Origin of the sequence: Bradyrhizobium sp. CCBAU 45389, assembly GCF_028128625.1 — a bacterium.
GTDB classification, from domain to species: domain Bacteria; phylum Pseudomonadota; class Alphaproteobacteria; order Rhizobiales; family Xanthobacteraceae; genus Bradyrhizobium; species Bradyrhizobium liaoningense_B.
Genome location: NZ_LBIY01000024.1, coordinates 1 through 681, shown reverse-complemented (window position 1 = coordinate 681; position 681 = coordinate 1). Strand labels below are relative to the sequence as shown.

The 681-nt window shown below is 64.8% G+C and carries 1 protein-coding gene; it reads right to left on the bottom strand.

Annotated features, from left to right (window positions below; genetic code table 11):
• Positions 1–681: IS481 family transposase (locus tag XH79_RS06800; protein ID WP_271581148.1), on the bottom strand; the 681-nt coding region annotated here is incomplete at both ends.

The window sequence follows — 681 nt, the reverse complement described above, 5'->3', positions numbered from 1 at the left end:
CTGATCTGAAGTGTCGTAGGCGCGAGCGTAGGCCCATTCGCGCAGGACTGTCTGAATGAAGCGTTCGGCCTTGCCGTTTGTTTGCGGTCTGTAGGGCCTGGTGAAGATGTGCTTGAGGCCGAGCTTGCGGCACGCTCTGGCGAAGGCCTTGGCGCGGTAGCAGGAGCCGTTGTCGGTCATGATGCCGGTGACCTTCATGCCGAGGCTGCGGTAGTAGGTGACGGCCTCCTTGAGGAAGGCGATGGCGCTCTCCTTTTTCTGATCCCGCCGGATCTGGGAGAAGGCCAGGCGCGATGCATCGTCGATGGCGACGTGGACGAACTCGTGGCCGGCGCCCCGGCTTTCACCCATCTGGCGATCGTGTGTGATGCGGTGACCCGGTCTGACGAACCTGCCGAGCTTCTTGATGTCGATATGGATGAGCTCGCCGGGCTGTTCGCGCTCGTACCGGCGCACCGGCTCGGCGGGCTCCAGGTCGCGCATCCGACTCAATCCTAGGCGGCGAAGGATGCGGCTGACAGTTGCCCGTGACACCCTGACCTCGGCTGCGATCTGCTTGCCGGTGTGGCGCTGCCGGCGCAACGCCTCGACGGCGGCGCGCGTGGCTGGCGGGGTTTGGCTTGGCGATGAAAGAGGCCTTGAGGAGCGATCACGCAGCCCTTCGACACCTTCCGCGCGGAA